General features: G+C 64.0%; 14 protein-coding genes. 10 read left to right on the top strand and 4 right to left on the bottom strand.

What is annotated here, in order from left to right; all coding sequences use genetic code 11:
* Window positions 1-8: 8 nt before the first annotated feature.
* Both IDM28_RS16085 and IDM28_RS16080 read right to left on the bottom strand, forming a co-directional pair.
* A complete protein-coding gene (locus IDM28_RS16085; RefSeq protein WP_188036459.1) occupies window positions 9-1,049 on the bottom strand; it encodes an AraC family transcriptional regulator in 1,041 nt (346 codons plus the stop codon).
* A gap of 4 nt (window positions 1,050-1,053) precedes the next feature.
* Window positions 1,054-2,187 (bottom strand): nitrilase-related carbon-nitrogen hydrolase, encoded by a 1,134-nt coding sequence (locus IDM28_RS16080; protein WP_188036458.1) that lies wholly within the window; start codon window positions 2,185-2,187, stop codon window positions 1,054-1,056.
* Between the two features lie 191 nt (window positions 2,188-2,378).
* On the opposite strand from IDM28_RS16080, the gene IDM28_RS16075 reads away from it, so the two are divergent.
* Both IDM28_RS16075 and IDM28_RS16070 read left to right on the top strand, forming a co-directional pair.
* The gene (locus tag IDM28_RS16075) at window positions 2,379-4,406 is read left to right on the top strand and encodes an NADPH-dependent 2,4-dienoyl-CoA reductase (protein WP_188036457.1); all 2,028 of its coding nucleotides are present in this window, start codon (window positions 2,379-2,381) and stop codon (window positions 4,404-4,406) included.
* A gap of 54 nt (window positions 4,407-4,460) precedes the next feature.
* Window positions 4,461-5,360: a 1-aminocyclopropane-1-carboxylate deaminase/D-cysteine desulfhydrase gene (locus IDM28_RS16070; protein ID WP_188036456.1), complete on the top strand. Its 900-nt coding sequence runs from the start codon at window positions 4,461-4,463 to the stop codon at window positions 5,358-5,360.
* Here IDM28_RS16070 and IDM28_RS16065 read toward each other — a convergent pair.
* Window positions 5,351-5,896 (bottom strand): cytochrome b, encoded by a 546-nt coding sequence (locus tag IDM28_RS16065; RefSeq protein ID WP_101321387.1) that lies wholly within the window; start codon window positions 5,894-5,896, stop codon window positions 5,351-5,353. The two genes, IDM28_RS16070 and IDM28_RS16065, sit on opposite strands and share 10 nt — an antisense overlap.
* Window positions 5,897-6,043: 147 nt before the next feature.
* A complete protein-coding gene (locus tag IDM28_RS16060; protein ID WP_188036455.1) occupies window positions 6,044-7,033 on the bottom strand; it encodes a DUF1853 family protein in 990 nt (329 codons plus the stop codon).
* Between the two features lie 56 nt (window positions 7,034-7,089).
* Between IDM28_RS16060 and IDM28_RS16055 the strand changes: the two genes are divergently transcribed.
* From IDM28_RS16055 to IDM28_RS16020, 8 genes are all read left to right on the top strand, one after another.
* Entirely contained in the window at window positions 7,090-7,980 is an 891-nt protein-coding gene (locus tag IDM28_RS16055; RefSeq protein ID WP_101321383.1) for an NAD(+) kinase, read from the top strand.
* Window positions 7,980-8,951, top strand: coding sequence for a metallophosphoesterase (locus IDM28_RS16050; protein ID WP_188036454.1), 972 nt, complete (start codon window positions 7,980-7,982; stop codon window positions 8,949-8,951). Before IDM28_RS16055 ends, IDM28_RS16050 begins: the two co-directional genes overlap by 1 nt.
* A complete protein-coding gene (locus IDM28_RS16045) occupies window positions 8,948-9,820 on the top strand; it encodes a rhomboid family intramembrane serine protease (RefSeq protein WP_188036453.1) in 873 nt (290 codons plus the stop codon). Before IDM28_RS16050 ends, IDM28_RS16045 begins: the two co-directional genes overlap by 4 nt.
* 13 nt (window positions 9,821-9,833) lie before the next feature.
* Window positions 9,834-10,094, top strand: a complete 261-nt coding sequence (locus tag IDM28_RS16040; protein ID WP_101321377.1) for a YeaC family protein — start codon at window positions 9,834-9,836, stop codon at window positions 10,092-10,094.
* On the top strand, window positions 10,091-10,921 hold the full coding sequence (locus IDM28_RS16035; protein ID WP_150570219.1) for a DUF2797 domain-containing protein: 831 nt from the start codon (window positions 10,091-10,093) through the stop codon (window positions 10,919-10,921). The genes IDM28_RS16040 and IDM28_RS16035 overlap by 4 nt, the downstream gene beginning before the upstream one ends.
* A gap of 12 nt (window positions 10,922-10,933) precedes the next feature.
* Window positions 10,934-13,591 carry an aminopeptidase N gene (gene pepN / locus IDM28_RS16030; protein ID WP_188036452.1) on the top strand — a complete coding sequence of 886 codons (2,658 nt, stop codon included), beginning with the start codon at window positions 10,934-10,936 and terminating at the stop codon, window positions 13,589-13,591.
* 351 nt (window positions 13,592-13,942) lie between these two features.
* Window positions 13,943-14,953 carry a WD40/YVTN/BNR-like repeat-containing protein gene (locus IDM28_RS16025; RefSeq protein WP_150570221.1) on the top strand — a complete coding sequence of 337 codons (1,011 nt, stop codon included), beginning with the start codon at window positions 13,943-13,945 and terminating at the stop codon, window positions 14,951-14,953.
* Window positions 14,954-14,973: 20 nt separating this feature from the next.
* A complete protein-coding gene (locus IDM28_RS16020; RefSeq protein WP_150570237.1) occupies window positions 14,974-17,349 on the top strand; it encodes an efflux RND transporter permease subunit in 2,376 nt (791 codons plus the stop codon).
* Window positions 17,350-17,355: the final 6 nt, after the last annotated feature.

Here is a 17,355-nt window from a genome sequence, read left to right as displayed (position 1 = left end):
ACCGAGCTCTAACCGGTGCGCCGTTGATTACGCCGGAACTCCCCCGGCGTAAGCCCGGTCCAGCGCTTGAACGCACGTTGAAAGGCTTCTGCTGAAGCAAACCCCAGCAGATAGGCAATCTCGCCGAAGGCCAGCTCCGTGTCGCGGATGTAGGTCTCGGCCAGATCCTGGCGGGTGTCGTTGAGCAGGCTGCGAAAGCGCGTGCCTTCTTCGGCAAGCTTGCGGCGCAGGGTCCAGGTCGGCAATTGCAAATGGCGGGCGACTTCCTCCAGGTCAGGCTCGCGCCCGCCGTTAAGCAGCGGCCCGAGCAGATGCGTGATGCGCTCGCCAAGGCTGCGTACACGGGTGTGCTGGGCGAGCTCCACTTCACATAGCTGGAGCAGCTGCTGCCAGGTGCTGGGGCAGTGCTGTGGGTTGGCCTGCTCAAGCGTGGCCCGGCTCAGGCGCAGCTGATTACCTTCGGCCGCGAAGTGTATCGGCGTGGCACAAAGTGCCTGATAGCCCGCTGCGTAGCTTGGCGCTGCAAATTCGATCTCCATTCGCTCTGCCTGCACCGGCTGCCCCGCCAACTGGCCTAACTGCGCAAGCCAGCCCGACAGCAGCGAGTCGACCACGAAACGGTTGTAGTCGTTGTAGGGGCTGATCGAATAGAAGCGCAGCCAGGCGCCCTGCGTGTCTTCGACAAACACCGAGCTGCCGCGGTAGTTGGCCGCATATAGCGGCTCGAAGCGCAGCAAGGTGCGGGCAGCTTCGCCGAGCGTCGGTGCTTGAGCTGCGGTGACTCCGGCCAAACCTGTCTGTGCCAGCCGGCTCAGGCTGCCCATGCGCAGGCCCAATGCCGGCTCGCCGCTGAGCTTGATTGCTGCATGGCCCAGGTGCATGTAGCGCGGTATCGACAAGCGCGCGCCAGGCTGGGCGAGGCGGCTGCTGGTCAGGCCGTAACGCTCGAGCAACGGCGTAGGGTCATGCCCCAGCTGTTGCAGGGCCTCGGCCAGAGGCTGGACGAACCCTACAGTCAATTCACCGAGGCGCACACGCGGCCTGGCCATGGCGTTACAACCACACGTTTAGCAGGCGGGCGCCATGCTGCGAGGTGCCGGCCAACTGGCCGCCAGCGTGGTTGGCAAAGCCTTGACCGTCAGCGCCAAGTTCCCAGAATTGGCCACGCATGAACACGCTGATGCTGGTCAGGCCGGGATTGGCGGCCAGGGTCAGTTGCCGCCAGGCCTGTTGTTCGCTGACTTGACCACGCTGCAGTGGCAGCTCGGCGGCGGCATCCTGATGGCGATTACCGCGCCAGGGTGCGTCCCAGCTGTGCTTGCCACTGAGAAATACCGGGTTGGCGATCAGCTGTGCGGACTGCTGCGCCAGCTGCTGATAATTTTCCGGGTACCAGCTGTCACTGCCGATCAACACGCCAAGGCGTCCAGCTGGGGTCGAAACGACGTGCAGGGGCTGCTCGCGACCGTCTTGCCCGCGACCGTCCTGAATGTACCGGCGTACTTCGCTGTCGGCAAACTGCTGGCGTTGCGGCTGACCGAGCACACTGCCATCGCCGGCGAATACCAAGCTGCTGTTGAACAGTGGGCCGCTGCCGGCGTGCAGCACGCCGTTCTCCACATAGGGCGCGGGCAAGACAATCGAGCCGGCCACCAGGGTCACGCCAAATTCCTTTGCCAGGCCGCTGAACAGGGCCTGATAGTCGGCGGCCATCTGCGCCGCCTTCATGCGCAGATGCGCATCGGCGCGGCGGTCGTCGCCGGTCGCCCAAAGCATTGCCAGGCCGTAGCGCAGCGGGTTACTCAGCTCAAGCCATTGCTCGGCCTCGCGCCGCTGGGTCACTTGATACAGCTCGTTTTTTTCACCGCGCGCCCACAGCCAGGTGCCGATGTGCTCAGGCAATACCACCACCGTGCGCGCATTCACCAGCCCCTGCTCGCGGGCCTGCTGCAGGTAGGCGGCAAGCTTGAGTCGCAGCCGTTGCAGGTTTTGATAGTCGCTGGGGTAGAGCAGCGGCTCGATGCCGAGCAGGTTGCCGCGCTCGCCAGGGCTACCCTGATTGAGCGCCAGCTCGATACGCAGGTCAGACAGGTAGTGGCCTTCAGGGCGCTGTTGCGTCCAGAAACCATAGCCACACAACGCGGCGATCATTACCAGCGCCAGGGCGCTTGCGAGAAGTTTGCGCATGAACCGCTGCGGCACCATCGAATGTAAGGAGCCCTAGGGTAGACCTGCTGTGCAGCAGGATCAATAAGTTGTCAGTTTCGATCATTGAGCCGGTTCAAACGGCTGTTTAATGTCGATGGCAGATAACCGACGGGCCCCGCACCCCAGCGAGGCGCCCGCATCCCGTGATTTTGCCCATGTGGAGTTGCTCCATGGCGTACCCGAACCTGCTGGCCCCGCTTGACCTTGGCTTCACCACTTTGCGCAACCGTACCCTGATGGGCTCCATGCACACTGGCCTGGAAGAGCGCCCAGGCGGCTTCGAGCGCATGGCAGTGTACTTCGCCGAGCGAGCACGCGGTGGTGTCGGCCTGATGGTCACCGGCGGCATTGCGCCAAACGATGAGGGTGGCGTGTACTCCGGTGCTGCCAAGCTGAGCACCGCTGAAGAAGCCGACCAGCACCGTATCGTCACCGAGGCGGTGCACGCCGCTGGGGGCAAGATCTGCCTGCAGATCCTCCACGCCGGCCGTTACGCCTACAGCCCGCGCCAGGTGGCGCCGAGCGCGATTCAGGCGCCGATCAACCCGTTCAAGCCCAAGGAGCTGGACGAAGCCGGCATCGAGAAGCAGATCGCCGACTTCGTCAACTGTGCCGAACTGGCCCAGCGCGCGGGATATGACGGCGTCGAGATCATGGGATCGGAAGGCTACTTCATCAACCAGTTCCTCGCCGCTCACACCAACCACCGCACCGATCGCTGGGGTGGCAGCTACGCCAACCGCATGCGCCTGGCGGTCGAAATCGTCACCCGCGTGCGTGCGGCGGTGGGGCCGAACTTCATCATCATCTTCCGCCTGTCGATGCTCGACCTGATCGAAGGTGGCAGCGATTGGCAAGAGATCCTGCAACTGGCCAAGGCCATCGAGCAGGCCGGGGCAACGCTGATCAATACCGGCATCGGCTGGCACGAAGCGCGCATTCCGACCATCGCCACCAAAGTACCGCGGGCGGCCTTCAGCAAGGTCACGGCCAAGCTGCGTGGGCACGTCAACATCCCATTGATCACCACCAATCGCATCAATACACCCGAAGTTGCCGAGGCCGTGCTGGCTGCCGGCGATGCCGACATGGTGTCGATGGCCCGGCCATTCCTGGCCGATCCAGAGTTCGTCAACAAGGCCGCAGCCGATCAAGCCGAGCAGATCAATACCTGCATCGGCTGCAACCAGGCCTGCCTTGATCACACCTTTGGCGGCAAGTTGACCAGTTGCCTGGTCAATCCGCGCGCCTGCCATGAAACCGAACTGAATTACCTGCCGGTGACCCAGGCCAAGCGTATCGCGGTGGTGGGTGCTGGCCCGGCTGGCCTGGCTGCGGCGACCGTGGCCGGCGAGCGCGGCCATCAGGTCACCCTGTTTGACGCCGCTGGCGAGATCGGTGGCCAGTTCAACGTGGCCAAGCGCGTGCCGGGCAAGGAAGAGTTCTCCGAAACCCTGCGCTATTTCCGTAACAAGCTGCAGCTCACGGGCGTGGACGTGCGCCTGAATAGCCGAGTCAGCGCCGAGCAGCTGATTGCCGGCGATTATGACGAGATCATCCTGGCCACCGGGATTGTCCCGCGCAACCCGGCTATCCCCGGCATCGAGCACGCCAAGGTGCTGAATTATCTGGATGTACTGTTGCAGCGCAAACCGGTCGGCCAGCGGGTTGCGGTGATCGGCGCGGGCGGCATCGGCTTTGATGTCTCCGAGTACCTGGTGCACCAGGGCGTGGCTACCAGCCTGGATCGCGACGCGTTCTGGAAAGAGTGGGGCATCGACACTGCGCTCGAAGCGCGTGGTGGCGTGGCCGGGATCAAGCCCGAGCCGCATGCGCCGGCGCGGCAGGTGTACCTTTTGCAGCGCAAGAAGACCAAGGTCGGCGACGGTCTGGGCAAGACTACCGGCTGGATTCACCGCACTGGCCTGAAAAACAAGCAGGTACAGATGCTCAACAGTGTCGAATACCTGCAGATCGACGACGCTGGTTTGCATGTACGCATTGCTGATGGCGAGCCGCAGTTGCTGGCAGTGGACAACGTGGTGATCTGTGCAGGCCAGGATCCACTGCGCGAACTGCAGGACGGGCTGATCGCAGCGGGGCAGTCGGTGCACCTGATCGGCGGCGCTGATGTGGCCGCCGAGCTGGATGCCAAGCGCGCCATCAACCAAGGTTCGCGCTTGGCCGCCGAGCTGTAACGGCATGGGGTGGGGCTGCAGCGCGGCCCCGGCCCAAGCTGGTAGACTCGGCCGATGTCTGCCGAACTCTCCTGCCTGCCTCAGGCACCTCTACAACCGCTGTGCTTGCCCTGGACTCAGCGCGCTAAGGTCCAGCTCGCAGTGTTGCGTCTGGACCTGATCGACCCGCTGATCAGCGGCAACAAGTGGTTCAAGCTGCGCGACCATCTGGTCGAAGCCTGGCGGTGCAACGCGCCCGGCTTGATCAGCCTGGGCGGCAACCATTCCAACCATCTGCATGCACTGGCCGCTGCCGGCAAACGGTTTGGCTTTGCCACCGCCGGCCTGCTGCGTGGCCATGCGCAGGACACCCCGACCGTGCGCGACCTGCAAGCCTTGGGCATGCAACTGCACTGGCTCGGCTATGGCGGCTACCGGGCGCGACATGAGCCGCAGTTCTGGGCTGAGTGGCAAGCACGCTACCCCGGCTGGCAGTGCATCGCCGAGGGCGGTGGCGGCATGGCCGGCGCACAGGGTTGCCGATTGATCGTCGAGCAGGCACGCGAGCAGCTGCCGCAGCTGGGTTGGGATGACTACGATGGCTGGTGGCTGGCCGTCGGTACCGGCACCACCCTGGCGGGGCTGGTGCTCGCTGAGGCCGGTGCGCGCCCGGTGCACGGCGCCCTTGCGGTGCCGGCTGACCACGGCGTGGCGGCAACGGTGGCAGCGTTGGCGGGAGAGCAGGGCTACCAATTGCATGACGCTTGCCGTGGCGGCTTTGCGCGCATGGATGATGAGTTGCTGGCGTTTATCGCCGACAGCGAACAGCACAGTGGCCTGCCGCTGGAGGCGGTGTACACCGGCAAGGCCCTGCTGGCGCTGCGCGATGAGGTCGAGGCGGGGCGCTTCAGGCCCGGCAGCCGCCTGCTGTTCGTGCACACAGGCGGGCTGCAGGGCCGACGCGGTTACTTGTAGGGCAGCATGCGCACCAGGGTGTTATCGCGCTTGATGTAGTGATGGTAAAGCCCGGCCAGTGCATGCAGGCCAATCAGCCAGTAGCCCCAGCCGCCAACCCGCTCATGCCAGCCCTTGATGAATTTGGCAAAGTCCGAATCAGGCCCGGTCAGCGCGGGCAGCTCGAAGCCGTAGAACGGGATTGGCTTGTCGGCGGCGCTGAGGATCAACCAGCCCGCCAGCGGCATGCCGATCATCAGCAGGTACAGCAGCAGGTGCACCAGGTGCGCCAGGCCAGTCTGCCATGCCGGCGGCTTGGGCGTGATCGGCGGCGTCGGGTTGATCAGGCGCATGGCCAGGCGTAGCCAGACCAGTACGAACACGGTCAGGCCGAACATGAAGTGCAGGTCTTTCATCAGGTTGCGTTCGGCGCTGTCCTTGGGGAACAGGCCACGCAGTTCGATCAGGGCGTAGACGCTTGCCAGCAACACCAGCATCAGCCAGTGCAGGGCAATCGAGATCCGCGCGTAATGCGCCGGCGGGTTGGATGAAACCATGGTCACTCCTCACTTATCAGGTCGAAAAGGCGCTCTTGCTGGCGCGTATCGCTAACTCTAATCGATGGCTGACAGATTTCTTTGCTACAGGTCGAAGGCTGCGCAGATATTTGCGTGAATCTGTCGAAAACCTTGGCGGCCTGCTGCTCAGCTCGGCAACTGCGGCCAGCTGTCCGCCACCAGAAACAACCGCTGCTGTTCCTCCCAGGCGCCGTCTTCGGTCTGCGTCAACCTGACCAGCAATTGCGCGGGTGCGAACGGGTCCAGCTGCATCAGCCATTGCTCGAACTGCGCTGGCGTCCAGCAGTCGCTGTCTGCAATACGCGCGGGCGCCAGCCAGTGCTGGCGCGTCAGGACCTGCCAGCGGCCCTCTGCCGCGCCGCTGCGGTAGCCGGGCCAGTCGTGCCGGTGCAGCCAGTCACCGCGTAAGTGCGCAGGTTCTGCGCCGGCTGGAGGATGGACTGCAAGCATGCCTGGGTAGAACAGATAGCCGCCCAGCCACAGGTGCGCCTGGGGCTGATCCAGGCCAAGCTCCGCAAGCAGCGCCTGGCTCTCTGGGCGAGCAGAAATAGGCAGCTGATGACCGACAAGGTGGGCCAGTTTCAGATCGAGCCGATCCTGGCATCCCGGCCCCAACCAGTGCATCGAGCCTGGGCCAGCGCCATTGGCAGGGCCGAGGTAGAGCTTGATCGCCAATTCCAGATGATGCACACCGTCGCGGTCGCGCAGGAGGATATCCAGCTCGCCCAGAGTGCGGCCTCCTTCGCGGATCGGCAGATTGGCGCCGAGCAGTTCGACCCCGCTGGCGTGGTTCAAGGCGAACTGCCAGAGGGCCTCGTAATACAGGCCCAGGCGCCGGCTGGTCATCTTCACCAGCCAATCGCGCAGCGGTTGATCATCGCCATCCAGCGCCAGTAACCAGTCCTGCAGCTGCTGCGGGTCGGCAGCCCAGTCACTGGCGGTCAACGGGTGGCGCTGTGGTGCGGGCAAGTCGCGCATCAGCGGTGGCGACAGCAGCGCCCAGGCCAGATCGCGCACCGCAGGGCGGCGCAAACGGCGGGGCAGGTCGCGCAGCTCGGTGAGGGGCGTCATCCTGCGAGCATAGCCGGTTTGCCGCTGGACGGTCGTTTCGACCATAATCCGTCTATCGTTACCCGCTATCGTTACCCGCCGCACGGCCTTGCAGGAGCACCATGGAGCAATTTCGCAATATCGGTATCATCGGCCGCCTGGGCAGCTCACAGGTGCTCGACACCATTCGCCGACTGAAAACGTTCCTCCTTGATCGCCATATGCACGTGATCCTCGAGGACACGATTGCCGAAGTGCTGCCAGGGCATGGCCTGCAGACCTCGACCCGCAAGCTGCTCGGCGAGGTCTGTGACCTGGTCATCGTGGTCGGCGGCGATGGCAGCCTGCTCGGCGCCGCCCGCGCGCTGGCCCGGCACAATGTGCCGGTGCTCGGTATCAACCGCGGCAACCTGGGCTTTCTCACCGACATCCGCCCGGATGAGCTCGAGGTCAAGGTCGCCGAAGTGCTCGACGGCCACTATCTGGTGGAAAACCGCTTCTTGCTGCAGGCCGAAGTGCGCCGTCACGGTGAAGCCATTGGCCAGGGCGACGCGCTCAACGACGTGGTCCTGCACCCGGGCAAGTCGACGCGGATGATCGAGTTCGAAATCTACATTGACGGCCAGTTCGTCTGCAGCCAGAAGGCCGACGGCCTGATCGTCGCCACCCCCACCGGCTCGACCGCCTATGCGCTGTCGGCCGGCGGGCCGATCATGCACCCCAAGCTCGACGCCATCGTCATCGTGCCGATGTACCCGCACACCCTGTCGGGCCGGCCGATCGTGGTCGATGGCAACAGCGAGCTGAAGATCGTCGTCTCGCAGGACCTGCAGATCTATCCGCAAGTGTCCTGTGACGGCCAGAACCACTTCACCTGCGCCCCCGGCGATACCATCACGGTGAGCAAGAAGCCGCAGAAACTGCGCCTGATCCACCCGCTCGATCACAACTACTACGAAGTCTGCCGCACCAAGCTCGGCTGGGGCAGCCGCCTGGGGGGTGGGGGCGACTGATGCTCGATCCGGCGCGCAGTTTCGATATCATCGGCGACGTGCACGGTTGTGCACATACCCTCGAACGCCTGCTCGATACCCTCGGCTACAAGCGCGTGGGCGGGGTCTGGCGGCATCCACGGCGCCAGGCACTGTTCCTCGGCGATATCGTCGATCGCGGCCCGCGAATTCGCGAGGCGCTGCATATCGTCCACGACATGGTCGTGGCCGGTCAGGCGTTCTGCATCATGGGTAACCATGAGTACAACGCCTTGGCCTGGTTCACGCCGGCGCTGCCCAGCAGTGGCAAGGCATTTGTCCGTGAGCACACGCCGCGCAACGCGCGCCTGATCGACGAAACCCTGACCCAGTTCGCCCAGCACCCGGGCGACTGGCACGATTTTTTGGCCTGGTTCTACCAGCTGCCGCTGTTTGTCGATGCCGGGCGCTTCCGGCTGGTGCACGCCTGCTGGGACCCGAGCCTGATCGAGCAGTTGCGCCCGCAGTACCCAAGCGGCTGCATCGACGAGCACTTCATTCAGGCCTCGGGTGTGTCCGGCAGCTTTGCCTCGACCGTGTGCAATCGCCTCCTGCGCGGCACCGACATGCGCCTGCCGGATGGCCTCACCCTGACCGGTGGCGATGGCCTGACGCGGGCGTTCTTCCGCACCAAGTTCTGGGAAGAAGACCCGCAGACCTACGGCGACATCGTGTTCCAGCCCGATGCCTTGCCGGACGAGGTGGCCAGCGCGCCGCTCAGCCACACGCAGAAAAACACCTTGCTGCGCTATGACGAAGCGCAACCGATGCTGTTCGTCGGCCATTACTGGCGCAGCGGTCGCCCGGCGCCGATCCGGCCCAATCTGGCCTGCCTGGATTACAGCGCCGTGCTCTACGGCAAACTGGCGGCCTATCGCCTGGATGACGAAACCGGCATCGACCCGCACAAGTTCGTCTGGGTCGATGTCGAGCGCCCACAGGACACTCAATGAATGTGATCGAAGTGCTGCGCCTGCCGTTGACCGTCGACCTCAGTGGTTTTGTCAGCCTGCTGCGCCGCCTGCAGGTGCCGCACCGGGTCAGCGAGGAGGGCGAAGAGCAGGTGCTGTGGGCGCCGCAGGCCTTGCTCGAGGATGTCCGCCAGCTGTACGAGCGCTACCCCGAAGGCAACGACCAGATCGAACTGCCGGCCTCGGCTCAGGCCAGCCTGCCCAGGCAACCGTCCCTGGCCCAGCAGGCCCGCGCATGCAAGGTCACGGCTGGCGTACTGCTGCTGTGCGTGGTGGTCGCGGCAATCACCGGGCTGGGCGACAACCTGTCGACTCTGAGCTGGTTCACCTTTCTCGATTTCCGTGTGCAGGGCGAGTACCTGTACTTCAGCTCGCTGGCCCAAGGCCTCAGCGATGGCCAGTGGTGGCGGCTGGTGTCACCGATGCTGCTGCACTTCGGCTTCCTCCACCTGGCCATGAATGGCATGTGGTACTGGGAGCTGGGCAAGCGCATCGAGCTGCGCCAGGGGCCTTGGTTGCTGCTGTTGCTGACGCTGCTGTTCAGCCTGATCTCCAACCTGGCCCAGCACCTGGTCGGCGGCCCGAGCCTGTTCGGCGGGCTGTCCGGCGTGTTGTACGGCTTGCTCGGCTACGTCTGGCTGTACCAGTGGCTGGCACCCAACCCGCATTACCGCCTGCCCAAGGGCGTACTGGTGATGATGCTGATCTGGCTGGTGGTGTGCCTGACCGGCGTGGTCGGCCAGCTCGGCTTCGGCCAGATCGCCAATGCCGCGCATGTCGGTGGCCTGCTCATCGGATGCCTGACTGGGCTCTTGGGTGGCGCGCTGGCGCGGCGTAAACTGTCGGCTTGATTGAGGAGAGACAATGTCCACGTTCGCCCAAATGATTGAAAACATCACCCCCGAGATCTACCAGAGCCTCAAGCTTGCGGTCGAGCTGGGCAAATGGTCCGACGGGCGCAAGCTCACCGTCGAGCAGAAAGAGCTGTCGCTGCAGGCGGTCATCGCCTGGGAACTGCAGAACCTGCCGGAAGACCAGCGTACCGGTTACATGGGCCCGCAAGAGTGTGCCTCGAAGTCGGCGCCCATCGCCAATATTCTGTTCAAGTCGGACTCGGTACATTGATCGAACTCGCTCGTGGCTCTTTGAGCAAGATGTCGGTGCAGTTGCAGGCACCGGTTGTGCAATACAGCTTTCGCCTGGGTGATTCGCTGGTGCCGGTCAACCCGATGATCGGCAAGACCCTGCGTCTTGAATACCTCGGTGCCATCCACTGTAGCCACTGCGGCAAGCGCACCAAGACCAGCTACAGCCAGGGCTACTGCTACCCGTGCATGACCAAGCTGGCCCAGTGCGACCTGTGCATCATGGCTCCGGAACGTTGCCACTACGACGCCGGCACCTGCCGCGAGCCGTCCTGGGGCGAGCAGTTCTGCATGACCGATCACGTGGTCTACCTGGCCAACTCGTCGGGGGTCAAGGTCGGTATCACCCGCGCTACCCAACTGCCAACCCGCTGGCTCGATCAGGGCGCCATCCAGGCCCTGCCGATCATGCGCGTTTCCACTCGGCAGCAGTCGGGCCTGGTCGAGGATGTATTGCGCAGCCAGGTGCCAGACCGCACCAACTGGCGCAACCTGCTCAAGGGCGATGCCGAGGTGCTCGACCTGGCGGCGATTCGCGAGCAGATCTTCGACGCCTGCGCCGACGGTATTCGCACCCTGCACGAACGTTTTGGCCTGCAGGCGATCCAGCCGCTGCCCGATGCCGAGGTGGTCGAGATCCGTTACCCGGTCGAGGCCTATCCGAAAAAGATCGTCAGCCTCAACCTGGACAAGACCCCGGTCATCGAAGGCACTCTGCTCGGGATCAAGGGCCAGTACCTGATCTTCGATACCGGCGTGATCAATATTCGCAAATACACGGCCTACCAGTTGGCCGTGCATCAGTAAAAGGACAGCCACATGCGCACCGAACAACCGCAAGTGATCTACCTCAAGGATTACCAGGCGCCCGAGTACCTGATCGACGAGACGCACCTGACCTTCGAGTTGTTCGAGGACCACAGCCTGGTCCATGCGCAACTGCTGATGCGCCGCAACCCGGCGCGTGGCGAAGGCTTGCCGCCGCTGGTGCTGAACGGTCAACAGCTGCAACTGGTCAGTGTGCAACTGGATGACCAGGCCCTGAGCGCGGGCGATTACCAGCTTGATGACGACAGCCTGACCCTGCATCCGAAAGCGCAGACGTTCACCCTCGACACCACGGTGAAGATCCACCCCGAGAGCAACACGGCTCTGGAGGGCCTGTACAAGTCGGGGTCGATGTACTGCACCCAGTGCGAGGCCGAGGGCTTTCGCAAGATCACCTACTACCTCGACCGCCCGGATGTGATGAGCACGTTCACCACCACGGTGATCGCCGAGCAGCATCGCTATCCGATCCTGTTGTCCAACGGCAACCCGATCGGCAGCGGCCCGGCTGACGACGGCCGTCACTGGGCAACCTGGGAAGACCCGTTCAAGAAGCCGGCCTACCTGTTCGCCCTGGTGGCGGGCGACCTCTGGTGCGTCGAAGACACCTTCACCCGCCAGTCCGGCCGTGACGTGGCGCTGCGCATCTATGTCGAGCCAGAAAACATCGACAAGTGCCAGCACGCGATGGTCAGCCTCAAGAAGTCGATGCGCTGGGACGAGGAAGTCTACGGCCGCGAGTACGACCTGGACATCTTCATGATCGTCGCGGTCAACGACTTCAACATGGGCGCCATGGAAAACAAAGGCCTCAACATCTTCAACTCCAGCTGTGTGCTGGCGCGTGCCGAAACGGCCACCGACGCCGCTCACCAGCGCGTTGAAGGGGTGGTCGCGCACGAGTACTTCCACAACTGGACCGGCAACCGCATCACCTGCCGCGACTGGTTCCAGCTGTCGCTCAAGGAAGGCTTCACGGTGTTCCGCGACGCCGAATTCAGCGCCGACATGAACTCGCGCACGGTCAAGCGCATTGAGGACGTGGCGTATCTGCGCACCCATCAGTTTGCCGAAGACGCAGGCCCGATGGCCCACCCGGTGCGCCCGGACAGCTTCATTGAAATCTCCAACTTCTACACCCTGACCATCTACGAGAAGGGCGCAGAAGTGGTCGGCATGGTCCGCACCCTGCTGGGCGCCGAGGGCTTCCGCAAGGGCAGCGACCTGTACTTCGAGCGTCACGATGGCCAGGCCGTTACCTGCGATGACTTCATCAAGGCCATGGAAGACGCCAACGGCGTTGACCTGACTCAGTTCAAACGCTGGTACAGCCAGGCCGGCACGCCGCGCCTCGAGGTCAGCGAAGCCTATGACAGCACAGCGCAGCGCTACAGCCTGACCTTCCGCCAGAGCTGCCCGCAGACGCCGGACAAGCGCGAGAAACTGCCGTTCGTGATTCCGGTCGCGCTGGGCCTGCTCGACGCCGACGGCAACGACCTGCCGCTGCGCCTGGACGGCGAAGCCAGCGCCCAGGGCAGCAGCCGCGTGCTGTCGCTGACCGACACCGAGCAGACCTTCACCTTCCTCGACATCGCCGCCAAGCCATTGCCGTCGCTGCTGCGCGGCTTCAGTGCGCCGGTCAAGCTGAGCTTCCCGTACAACCGCGACCAGCTGATGTTCCTCATGCAGCACGACAGCGACGGTTTCAATCGCTGGGAAGCCGGCCAGCAATTGTCGGTGCAAGTGCTGCAGGAGCTGATCGGCCAGCATCAGGCTGGCCAGCCGTTGAGCCTCGATCCGCGTTTGATCACTGCCCTGGCCACGGTCATCGGCAATGACGCGCTGGACCCGGCCATGGTCGCGGAAATGCTCTCGCTGCCAGGTGAGGCCTACCTGACCGAGATCAGCCAGGTGGCCGACGTCGACGCGATCCACGCGGCCCGCGAATTTGCCCGCAAGCAGATCGCCGAGCAGCTGTTCGACGCCTTGTGGTCGCGCTATCAGGCCAACCGTGAAGTGTCGCGGCGCACGCCATATGTGGCGGCCGCCGAGCACTTCGCCCGGCGCAGCCTGCAGAACATCGCCCTGTCGTACCTGATGCTCAGCGGCAAGCCGCAGGTGCTGGCGGCGACCCTTGAGCAGTTCAAGGACAGCGACAACATGACCGAGCGCCTGACCGCGCTGGCGGTGTTGGTCAACTCGCCGTTCGAGGCCGAGCGCGCCGAAGTGCTGCAAGCCTTCGCCGAGCACTTCAAGGACAACCCGCTGGTCATGGACCAGTGGTTCAGCGTGCAGGCAGCCAGCTCGTTGCCGGGCGGCCTGGCGCGGGTCAAGGCGCTGATGCAGCACCCGGCATTCACCTTGAAGAACCCGAACAAGGTGCGCGCACTGATCGGCGCGTTTGCCGGGCAGAACCTGGTCAACTTCCACGCGGCCGACGGTTCCGGCTATCGCTTCCTGGCGGACCTGGTCATCGAGCTTAATGCGCTCAACCCGCAGATCGCCTCGCGCCAGCTCGCGCCGCTGACCCGCTGGCGCAAGTACGATAGCGCGCGTCAGGCGTTGATGAAGGCCGAGCTGGAGCGGATTCTGGCGTCGGGCACCTTGTCCAGCGACGTTTACGAGGTGGTCAGCAAGAGCCTGGTATGAACCTGGCGAGCGCCCGCGATCTGGCGTAGGAGCGGCCTTGCCGGGGCGCCGGACCGGTCGGAAAGGCCAGCGTAGCTGGCCCGGGGATATCGGCTGCGAAGCTGAAATCTGGGGCCGCTGCGCAGCCCTTTCGCGACACAAGGCCGCTCCTACGCCGACCGCGCAGCACCCCGGCGACGCGGTCGAAACAACAGGGCGCTGTCGCCGTTAACAAAACATAACGTCCCGCCAATTGTGTTGCCGCAGAACTCCCCGCTAGGATGGTTCGAAGCTGTTGCAGGCCTCTGAATCAGGCTTCTTGCAGTGCCTGCACTGGATGACCCACCAAGAAAAATACAATAGGGGAAGGGCATGAGGGAACGGGTGATGGCGCACGCCAGGCCACTGGCCGCGGGCGCACTGTTGCTGCTGGGTATGTGGAGCGGCACTGTCGTCGCTGCTGCCGCCGAGGAGTACTCGACTGAATCGGCCAAGGCAGTCGACAACCTGCTGATCGACGCCGCCCACGCCGGCAAGCGCCTGGTGGTGGTCGGTGATCGTGGCCATATCCTGTTCTCCGACGACCAGGGCAAGACCTGGAGCCAGGCGCGCGTGCCGACCCGGCAACTGCTCACCGCGGTGTTCTTCATCGATGACAAGCGCGGCTGGGCAGTCGGTCACGACGCGCAGATCCTCGCCAGCAGCGATGGCGGCGCCACCTGGAGCAAGCAGTTCGAAGACCTCGCCCGCGAAGCGCCGTTGCTCGACGTCAGCTTTGTCGATGCCCAGCATGGCTTTGCCGTCGGTGCCTACGGCGCGCTGCTCGAGACCACCGACGGCGGCCAGCATTGGCAGGACGTCGCCGAGCGCCTCGACAACCCCGATCAACTGCACCTGAATGGCATCGCCGCGATCAAGGACTCCGGCCTGTTCATCGTCGGCGAGCAGGGCAGCATGTTCCGCTCCGGCGATAACGGCGCCACTTGGTCGCGCGTCGAGGGCCCGTACGAGGGCTCGTTGTTCGGCGTACTCGGCACTGCCCAGGCGCACACCTTGTTGGCCTACGGACTGCGGGGCAACCTCTACCGCTCCAGTGACTTCGGCGACAGCTGGCAGCAGATCGCCCTGACCGCCAGTCGCGGCCCGCTGCAGTTCGGCCTGGCCAGCGCGGCGCTGCTCGAGGACGGCAGTATCGTCCTGGTCGGCAACGGCGGCAGTGTGCTGCGCAGCCGTGACGATGGCTTGACCTTCAGCGTATTCAACCGCGCCGACCGCATCGCGCTGGCCGGCGTCACCAGCCTGGCCGACGGCGGCTTGCTGCTGGTCGGGCAGGGCGGCATCCACCTGGCCAACGGCCAAGGCGCCGAGGAGCAGCAACCATGACCGGCCCGGAGCGCTTCGACATGCCCCAGCATCATCAGGACAAACCCACCCTGCTCGAGCGGATGATCTTCAACAACCGCCCGGTAGTGATCGGCCTCTGCCTGCTGGTGAGCATCCTGCTGTTCTGGCAGGCCACGCAGATTCGCCCCTCGACCAGTTTCGAGAAGATGATCCCACTGCAGCACCCGTTCATCGAACAGATGCTCGAGCACCGCAATGACCTGGCCAACCTCGGCAACACCGTGCGCATCTCGGTCGAGGCGGTCAACGGCGACATCTTCGACAAGGATTACATGGAGACCCTGCGCCAGATCCATGACGAGGTGTTCTATATCCCGGGTGTCGACCGCGCCGGCTTGAAGTCGCTGTGGAGCCCCAGCGTGCGCTGGACCGAGGTCACCGAAGAAGGCTTCGCCGGTGGCGAGGTGATCCCCAACACCTACGATGGCAGCGCACAAAGCCTCGATCAGCTGCGCGACAACGTGCTCAAGTCCGGCCAGGTCGGGCGCCTGGTGGCGAACAACTTCAAGTCGAGCATCGTCGACGTGCCGCTGCTGGAGAGCTACCCCGATCCGCAGGACCCGGGCAAGCAGGTCAAGCTCGACTACCAGCAGTTCTCGCACCAGCTGGAAGAGAAAATCCGCGACAAGTTCCAGGCGCAGAACCCCAATGTGAAAATCCACATCGTCGGCTTTGCGAAAAAAGTCGGTGACCTGATCGACGGCCTGGTGATGGTGGTGCTGTTCTTCGGCGTGGCGCTGGCGATCACCTGGGTCCTGCTGTACTGGTTCACCTGGTGTATCCGCAGCACCATTGCCGTGTTGATCACCACCCTGGTAGCGGTGGTCTGGCAGTTGGGCCTGATGCACGCGGTGGGCTTCGGCCTCGACCCTTACTCGATGCTGGTGCCGTTCCTGATCTTTGCCATCGGTATTTCCCACGGGGTGCAGAAGATCAACGGCATCGCCCTGCAGTCCAGTGGCGCCGACAATGCCCTGACCGCTGCACGGCGGACCTTCCGCCAGCTGTTCCTGCCGGGGATGATCGCGATTCTGGCCGACGCGGTGGGCTTCATCACTCTGTTGATCATCGACATTGGCGTGATCCGCGAGCTGGCCATCGGCGCCTCGATCGGCGTGGCGGTGATTGTCTTCACCAACCTGATCCTGCTGCCGGTGGCGATCTCCTATGTCGGCATCAGCAAAAAGGCCGTCGAGCGCTCCAAGCGTGACGCCACCCGCGAGCACCCGTTCTGGCGCCTGCTGGCCAACTTCGCCAGCCCTAAAGTGGCACCGGTGTCGGTTGCGCTGGCACTGGTCGCCTTTGGCGGCGGCCTCTGGTACAGCCAGAACCTGAAGATCGGCGACCTCGACCCGGGTGCCCCGGAGCTGCGCCCGGACTCACGCTACAACCAGGACAACCACTTCATCATCAGCAACTACTCGACCAGTTCCGATGTGCTGGTGATCATGGTCAAGACGCCCTCGGAGAGCTGCTCGATCCACTCGACCCTGGCCCCCATCGACGAGCTGATGTGGACCATGCAGAACACCCCCGGGGTGCAGTCGGCAATCTCCCTGGTGAGTGTGTCCAAGCAGATGATCCGCGGCATGAACGAGGGCAACCTGAAATGGGAAACCCTCTCGCGCAACCCGGATGTGCTCAACAGCTCGGTGGCCCGCGCTGACGGCCTGTACAACGCTGACTGTTCGCTGGCGCCGGTGCTGGTGTTCCTCAACGACCACAAGGCAGAAACCCTTGAGCGCGTCACCGCCGCAGCCAAGGCCTTTGCCGATACGCACAACCGTGACGGCTTGCAGTTCCTTCTGGCGGCGGGCAATGCCGGCATCGAGGCGGCCACCAACGAGGTGATCAAGTCGGCCGAGCTGACCATTCTGATTCTGGTCTACCTGTGCGTGGCGATCATGTGCCTGATCACATTCCGCTCGTTTGCCGCGATGCTGTGCATCGTCCTGCCGCTGGTGCTGACCTCGGTGCTGGGCAACGCGCTGATGGCGTTCATGGGCATCGGCGTCAAGGTCGCGACCTTGCCGGTGGTGGCGCTTGGCGTGGGTATCGGGGTCGACTACGGGATCTATATCTACAGCCGTCTGGAGAGCTTCCTGCGTGCTGGTCTGCCGTTGCAGGAGGCCTATTACCAGACCCTGCGCTCGACCGGCAAGGCGGTGCTGTTCACTGGTTTGTGCCTGGCCATCGGCGTGTGCACCTGGATCTTCTCGGCGATCAAGTTCCAGGCCGATATGGGCCTGATGCTGACCTTCATGCTGCTCTGGAATATGTTCGGTGCACTCTGGCTGCTGCCGGCACTGGCGCGCTTCCTGATCAAGCCGGAAAAACTGGCAGGCAAGCAGGGCGGCTCGATCTTCGCCCACTGACGCTTG

It is taken from the genome of Pseudomonas sp. EZ-C24 (assembly GCF_014525325.1).
Taxonomy (GTDB): Bacteria; Pseudomonadota; Gammaproteobacteria; order Pseudomonadales; family Pseudomonadaceae; genus Aquipseudomonas; species Aquipseudomonas shirazensis.
This window is presented reverse-complemented; position numbering and strand designations above follow the sequence as displayed.